Annotated in this window: 6 protein-coding genes and 1 pseudogene; 5 read left to right on the top strand and 2 right to left on the bottom strand. The window is 58.3% G+C overall.

Annotated features, from left to right (window positions below; all coding sequences use genetic code 11):
* Nucleotides 1-152: 152 nt before the first annotated feature.
* Together FPT12_RS27070 and FPT12_RS27065 are read right to left on the bottom strand one after the other, a co-directional pair.
* Nucleotides 153-1,646 carry a CoA-acylating methylmalonate-semialdehyde dehydrogenase gene (locus tag FPT12_RS27070; protein WP_145022538.1) on the bottom strand — a complete coding sequence of 498 codons (1,494 nt, stop codon included), beginning with the start codon at nt 1,644-1,646 and terminating at the stop codon, nt 153-155.
* 75 nt (nt 1,647-1,721) lie between these two features.
* Nucleotides 1,722-3,071 carry an aspartate aminotransferase family protein gene (locus FPT12_RS27065; protein WP_145022535.1) on the bottom strand — a complete coding sequence of 450 codons (1,350 nt, stop codon included), beginning with the start codon at nt 3,069-3,071 and terminating at the stop codon, nt 1,722-1,724.
* A gap of 138 nt (nt 3,072-3,209) precedes the next feature.
* On the opposite strand from FPT12_RS27065, the gene FPT12_RS27060 reads away from it, so the two are divergent.
* From FPT12_RS27060 to FPT12_RS27040, 5 genes and pseudogenes are all read left to right on the top strand, one after another.
* Complete coding sequence (locus FPT12_RS27060; protein ID WP_145022532.1) at nt 3,210-4,130, top strand: LysR family transcriptional regulator; 921 nt, start codon at nt 3,210-3,212, stop codon at nt 4,128-4,130.
* A 109-nt stretch (nt 4,131-4,239) separates the two neighbouring features.
* Complete coding sequence (locus FPT12_RS27055) at nt 4,240-4,890, top strand: TetR/AcrR family transcriptional regulator (protein WP_145022529.1); 651 nt, start codon at nt 4,240-4,242, stop codon at nt 4,888-4,890.
* 11 nt (nt 4,891-4,901) lie between these two features.
* Complete coding sequence (locus FPT12_RS27050; RefSeq protein WP_145022526.1) at nt 4,902-5,483, top strand: YigZ family protein; 582 nt, start codon at nt 4,902-4,904, stop codon at nt 5,481-5,483.
* Nucleotides 5,484-5,939: 456 nt separating this feature from the next.
* A pseudogene (locus FPT12_RS27045) lies at nt 5,940-6,140 on the top strand (MerR family DNA-binding protein); the annotation flags it as partial.
* Between the two features lie 21 nt (nt 6,141-6,161).
* Nucleotides 6,162-6,848: an SDR family oxidoreductase gene (locus FPT12_RS27040; RefSeq protein WP_145022524.1), complete on the top strand. Its 687-nt coding sequence runs from the start codon at nt 6,162-6,164 to the stop codon at nt 6,846-6,848.
* Nucleotides 6,849-6,873 lie beyond the last annotated feature (25 nt).

The following is a 6,873-nucleotide window of genomic DNA, read 5'->3' as shown; positions in this document are numbered from 1 at the left end:
TCGACTGCGCCGGAAGTGGGGCGAATTATAGACGTCCAGAATCTGCCGTCAACACCTATTTTCATAATTCTGTCATATCGGTCAAAAAGCCCCGAAAACATGAAGGCCGATCCCCCCCATTCAATAAAGGGACCGACTTTCTCCCCTTCTACTTACAAACTAGGAAATGCGAACTGCGAAGCTTCATGGCTCGCACGTTGTGGCCAGCGCTGGGTAATCGCCTTGCGACGAGTGTAGAAACGCACACCATCCGGACCATAAGCATGCAGGTCACCGAACAGCGAACGCTTCCAGCCGCCAAAGCTGTGATAGGCCACTGGAACCGGCAGCGGAACGTTAACCCCAACCATGCCGACTTCGATCTCGTCGCAGAACAACCGCGCCGCTTCCCCGTCACGGGTAAAGATGCAGGTGCCGTTCCCATACTCGTGATCGTTGATCAGTTGCATTGCTGCTTCCAGGCTGTTGACCCGTACGATGCACAGCACCGGCCCGAAGATCTCTTCTTTATAGATGCGCATTTCTGGCGTGACGTTATCGAACAGGCAGCCACCCAGGAAGAAGCCTTCCTCATGCCCGGCAACGCTCAGACCACGGCCATCGACGACCAGGGATGCGCCGGAGGAAACACCGTCTTCTATATAGCCACTGACTTTGTCGCGAGCCTGACCGGAAACCAGTGGCCCCATGTCCAGACCACACGAAGTGCCGGCACCTATTTTCAACGCCTTGATTTGCGGGACCAGTTTGGCCACCAGCGCATCCGCTACCTGATCGCCGACGCACACGGCCACCGAGATCGCCATGCAGCGCTCGCCACACGAACCGTAAGCCGCGCCCATCAGTGCGCTGACTGCGTTATCCAGATCGGCATCCGGCATCAATACTGCGTGGTTCTTCGCCCCGCCCAGTGCCTGAACGCGTTTACCGCGCTTGGTGCCCTCGGCGTAGATGTATTCGGCAATCGGTGTCGAGCCGACGAAGCTCAGTGCCTTGACTTCAGGTGCTTCGATCAACGCATCGACCGCAGCCTTGTCACCGTGAACCACGCTCAACACGCCTTTTGGCAGGCCGGCTTCCAGCAAAAGCTGAGCGATCAGCAGCGTCGAACTTGGATCACGCTCAGATGGTTTGAGGATGAAACAGTTACCGCAGACGATCGCCAGCGGATACATCCACAACGGCACCATCGCCGGGAAGTTGAACGGAGTGATACCGGCCACTACGCCCAATGGCTGGAAGTCCGACCAGGCATCAATGTTCGGGCCGACATTACGGCTGTATTCGCCTTTGAGGATTTCCGGTGCCGCACAGGCGAACTCGACGTTTTCAATACCGCGCTTCAATTCACCTGCGGCGTCCTCCAGCGTCTTGCCGTGTTCTTCGCTGATCAATTGAGCGATACGCGCTTCGTTCTGCTCCAGCAATTGCTTGAAGCGGAACATCACCTGGGCGCGCTTGGCCGGTGGCGTATTGCGCCAGGCCGGAAATGCGGCCTTGGCCGAGTCGATGGCTTGTTGAATGGTTTCACGGCTGGCCAATGGCACTTTATGGATTGGCTGGCCAGTGGACGGGTTGAACACATCAGCGCTGCGAGCGTTATCGGTCACCAGTTCGCCATTGATCAAATGCGGGATGAGGCTCATGCGGGGCTCCTGAAAAATTGTCCACAGACGCGCATCGCTGCGCGTCCGTTGTTCGTTCTTATAGAGAAGGGCTAATCAGTCGATCTTGTTCAGCACTTCGCCGACCGCATCGAACAGACGATCGAGATCCTGCGGCTTGCTGTTGAAGGTTGGGCCGAACTGCAAAGTGTCGCCGCCGAAACGCACATAGAAGCCAGCCTTCCATAACGCCATGCCCGCCTCGAACGGACGCACGATGGCATCGCCATCGCGCGCAGCGATCTGGATCGCACCGGCCAGACCGTAGTTACGGATGTCGATGACGTTCTTCGAACCTTTCAGACCGTGCAGCGCATTCTCGAAATGCGGCGCGACTTCGGCCACGCTCTGCACCAGGTTTTCCTTTTGCAGCAGGTCGAGTGCTGCCAGGCCGGCAGCGCAGGCCACCGGGTGCGCGGAATAGGTGTAACCGTGCGGAAATTCCACCGCGTATTCCGGCGTCGCCTGATTCATGAAGGTCTGGTAGATCTCCGAACTGGCGATCACCGCGCCCATCGGGATGGCGCCGTTGGTAACTTGCTTGGCAATGCACATCAGGTCCGGGGTCACGCCGAAGCTGTCAGCACCGAACATCGAACCGGTACGACCGAATCCGGTAATGACTTCGTCGAATACCAGCAGGATGTTGTGCTGATCGCAGATTTCGCGCAGACGCTTCAGATAACCCTGAGGCGGAACCAGTACACCGGCAGAACCGGCCAATGGCTCGACAAACACCGCAGCGATGTTCGAGGCGTCGTGCAGTTCGATCAGTTTGAGCAGCTCTTCGGCCAGGGCGATACCGCCCTCTTTCGGCATGCCACGGGAATAGGCGTTGCTCGCCAGCAAGGTGTGCGGCAAGTGGTCGACGTCCATCATCGCCTGACCAAACAGTTTACGGTTGCCGTTCACGCCACCCAGGCTGGTGCCGGCGATGTTCACACCGTGGTAGCCACGGGCACGACCGATCATTTTGGTCTTGGTCGACTGACCTTTCAGACGCCAGTAAGCGCGGACCATCTTCACGGCTGTATCGGCGCACTCGGAACCGGAGTCAGTGAAGAACACGTGATTCAGATTGCCCGGGGTCAGCTCGGTGATTTTCTCGGCGAGCTGGAACGACAGCGGGTGACCGTACTGGAAGCCCGGCGAGTAATCGAGGGTGCCCAACTGTTTGGCCACCGCTTCCTGGATTTCCTTGCGGGTATGCCCTGCACCACAGGTCCACAGACCCGACAGCGAGTCGTAGACTTTACGGCCCTTGTCGTCGATCAGGTAGCTGCCTTCGGCGGCAACGATCAGGCGCGGGTCGCGCTGGAAATTGCGGTTGGCGGTGTACGGCATCCAGTGGGCATCGAGCTTGAGTTGGCTGGCCAGGGAGACCGGGGCGTTTTCAGGCACGTTCATGAGCAAAACCTCGCAGGGCAATAAGCGGCGTAGGGATTCAAAGCGTTCTTGCAGCTAAGTTGCCACGACGATAAAGTCGGTGAAATCCAACTCTTCTAACCTTCAGTCAGCCATTCACTAAACTTTTGAGTAAAAAGTATGAGCAGCCGCCGACCCGATCCTCTGTCGCAAGTCAGTGACTTTGATATCCGCCTGCTGCGGATCTTTCGCAGCGTGGTCGAGTGCGGCGGCTTCTCCGCAGCCGAAAGCGTGCTCGGGATTGGACGCTCGGCCATCAGCCAGCAAATGAGCGATCTTGAACAACGACTGGGTCTGCGCCTGTGTCAGCGTGGTCGAGCCGGGTTCTCGCTGACCGAAGAGGGCCGCGAGGTCTATCAATCGGCGTTACAGCTATTAAGTGCGCTGGAAAGTTTCCGCACCGAGGTCAACGGGCTGCACCAACACCTGCGCGGTGAATTGACCATTGGGCTGACCGACAACCTGGTCACCCTGCCCCACATGCGCATCACCCACGCACTGGCGCAATTGAAGGAGCGCGGGCCAGACGTGCAGATTCAGATCCGCATGATCGCGCCCAATGAAGTCGAACAAGGCGTGCTCGATGGGCGCTTGCATGTCGGCGTGGTACCGCAGGCCAGCGCCTTGTCAGGTCTGGAGTATCAGCCGCTGTACAGCGAGCGCTCGCTGCTTTACTGCGCAGTCGGCCATCCGCTGTTTTATGTCGACGATAAACAGCTGGACGATGAACGCCTGAATAGTCAGGACGCGATCGCCCCGACCTTCCGTTTACCGGCCGAGATCCAGGCGCATTATCAGGCGCTCAATTGCACCGCCAGCGCATCGGACCGCGAAGGCATGGCGTTTCTGATTCTGACCGGGCGCTATATCGGTTATCTGCCAGACCACTACGCCAGCCTGTGGGTGCAGCAAGGTCGCTTGCGCGCGCTCAAACCCGGCGCACGTTTTTATGACCTGAGCCTGGCATCAGTTACACGCAAGGGGCGGCGCCCGCATTTGGTACTGGAAAGCTTTCTGGAGAGCCTTGCGGCGACTCGATGATCCGCATTAAAGGCCCAGCGTTGACGCTTTTATCGCAACAAGGCTTGTCGGATTCCCGTGGGTGCGCTATCAACGCACCGTGCACCCACTGACCCGCTCGGAACCGCCCATGACCTTTGAAGTCCCAGCCCACGCAGGTAAGCCTGCCAGCCGCATTCGTCAGAAGAACGAAGAAGCGATCCTCAAAGCCGCCGAAATCGAATTCGCTCGTCACGGCTTCAAGGGCACCAGCATGAACACCATCGCGCAGAATGCCGGGCTGCCCAAGGCCAATCTGCATTACTACTTCACCAACAAACTCGGGCTGTACATCGGGGTGTTGAGCAACATCATCCAGTTGTGGGACAGCACCTTCAACACCCTGACCTGCGACGACGACCCCGCCGAAGCGCTGACCCGCTACATACGCGCCAAGATGGAGTTCTCCCGCCGCCAGCCGCAGGCCTCGCGGGTGTTCGCCATGGAAGTCATCAGCGGCGGTGAATGCCTGACCGAGTACTTCAACCAGGATTACCGCGCCTGGTTCCAGGGCCGCGCGAACGTGTTTCAGGCCTGGATCGACGCCGGCAAGATGGACCCCGTAGACCCGGTGAACCTGATCTTCCTGTTATGGGGCAGCACCCAGCATTACGCCGATTTCGCGACGCAAATCTGCCGCGTCACCGGTCGTACCAAGCTGACCAAGCAAGACATGGAAGATGCCAGCAATAACCTGATCCGTATCATTCTTAAAGGCTGCGGCCTCACCCCAGCCATTTAAGACCTTCAGCCATGCCTTTTACCCTCGCAGGCGTTTGCGAATACCGCGAAGAGATTCGCAAAAGCCGCTTCATCGCCCTCGCGGCACCGATCACCAGTGCTGCCGAGGCGCAGATGTTTATCGAGCAGCACAGTGACCTGAACGCTTCACACAATTGCTGGGCCTGGAAACTCGCCGATCAGTACCGCAGCAATGACGACGGTGAACCGGGCGGCACCGCTGGCCGGCCGATACTCGCAGCGATCGAAGCACAGGACTGCGACCAGGTCGCGGTCGTGGTGATTCGCTGGTACGGCGGCATTCAACTGGGCACCGGTGGTCTCGCACGAGCCTACGGCGGCAGCGCCAATAAATGCCTGCAAGGCGCCGAGCGGATTGCCCTGATCAGCCGGATGCCGATCCGTTGTGCCTGCGGCTTCAGCGAATTGGCACTGGTCAAACTGCGCGTCGCGGAGCTGGGCGGGTTGGTGGTGGAAGAAACCTTCACCGCCAATGGTGTGGAACTGCAACTGGCCATTGGTGAGACGCAGATCGAGACCTTGCAGCGTCAACTGGCGGATTTGAGTCGCGGGCGAATTGTGTTGCAGCGCTGAAAAACAGACTGCGATCTTTTGGGGCATTGGCGCCATGCCAACATTTCCGACACTTGCCCACAACCGCTGTGCACCCGGCTGTGGATAACCTGAGCACACAGCGCTGTAACCCTTCCGCCACGTGGCTTTTAGGCCATTGATCATTTTTCGTTCAATTGGTCATCCACAGGTTCAATTCCACCGCAAAACAAACAGTTAGAGCGGCATATCACCTTTAGAAGAAAGCCTTACAGTGCTTATGCCCGGGTTTTTGGCTTGCACACAAATACTGTGGAGCAACCTGTGGATAACCCGTTCATGGCTGGCGCAGTCGCATAGCCGGCATAGCCTGCAGCCACATGGTCATTTTTTAACCAGATTGCCGGAAGCCAAACCTGCACCCAATCCTGCACCTCGCCCTGAAGTAGTGCCTGATCGCGAATCAAACTTCTGCATTGGGTAGCTGGCAGGACATGTACAGCACAACGCCCGGGCTTTACGCTTGGCGAAATCGGTAGCAGCGTCTCCTCACTGTGGCAGGCACCCGACCCTTCGAGCGCCGTCAGCCAATTGCTGCAAGACAAGCTGAGCCAGATTGAAACCCGCATCGCCGAACTCGGTAAGTTACGCCAGGAACTGCAACAACGGCTCGGGCAACACTGCCCATTGAACCCATGATTTTTTTCAAGGAAGCCACTCATGTCTACGGTAAAAACCGCACTGATCATCGGCGCCTCACGAGGCCTCGGCCTGGGGCTGGTGAAAACCCTGCTGGCCGACGGCTGGCAAGTCACCGCCACGGTGCGTAACCCACAGAACGCCGAAGCGTTGCAGGCACTGGGCAAGGTACGGATTGAGAAACTCGACATGGACGATCAGCAAGCGGTGATCGCCCTCAGTCAACAACTCAAAGGCCAGGTGTTCGACCTGTTGTTCGTCAACGCCGGCGTCAAAGGCCCGGCGGTGCAGACACCCGGTGGCGCGACGCTGGCCGAAGTGGGTCAATTGTTCTTCACCAACGCCGTGGCGCCAATCAATCTGGCCCAGCGCTTCGTCGGGCAGATCCGCGAAGGCAGCGGCGTACTGGCGTTCATGAGTTCGGTACTCGGCAGCGTGACGATGCCTGATGCGCCAGAGCTGGCGCTGTACAAGGCCAGCAAAGCGGCGCTGAACTCGATGACCAATAGTTTCGTCACACAGTTGGGCGAACAGAAACTGACCGTGCTGTCGCTGCATCCGGGTTGGGTGAAAACCGACATGGGCGGTGAAGGTGCGGACATCGATGTCGACACCAGCACTCGCGGGCTGGTCGATCAGGTGAACGCCTATGCCGGCAAGGGTGGGCATCATTTTGTGAATTACCGGGGTGAGACGATTCCCTGGTAATGGTTGCCTGACAGGACGCCATCGC

This window comes from Pseudomonas sp. H3(2019) (genome assembly GCF_007713465.1).
Classification (GTDB): Bacteria; Pseudomonadota; Gammaproteobacteria; order Pseudomonadales; family Pseudomonadaceae; genus Aquipseudomonas.
This window is presented reverse-complemented; position numbering and strand designations above follow the sequence as displayed.

Coding starts and splice junctions, on each gene's coding strand:
- FPT12_RS27070 (WP_145022538.1), bottom strand. CDS start 1,646: ATGAGCCTCATCCCGCATTTGATCAATGGCGAACTGGTGACCGATAAC.
- FPT12_RS27065 (WP_145022535.1), bottom strand. CDS start 3,071: ATGAACGTGCCTGAAAACGCCCCGGTCTCCCTGGCCAGCCAACTCAAG.
- FPT12_RS27060 (WP_145022532.1), top strand. CDS start 3,210: ATGAGCAGCCGCCGACCCGATCCTCTGTCGCAAGTCAGTGACTTTGAT.
- FPT12_RS27055 (WP_145022529.1), top strand. CDS start 4,240: ATGACCTTTGAAGTCCCAGCCCACGCAGGTAAGCCTGCCAGCCGCATT.
- FPT12_RS27050 (WP_145022526.1), top strand. CDS start 4,902: ATGCCTTTTACCCTCGCAGGCGTTTGCGAATACCGCGAAGAGATTCGC.
- FPT12_RS27040 (WP_145022524.1), top strand. CDS start 6,162: ATGTCTACGGTAAAAACCGCACTGATCATCGGCGCCTCACGAGGCCTC.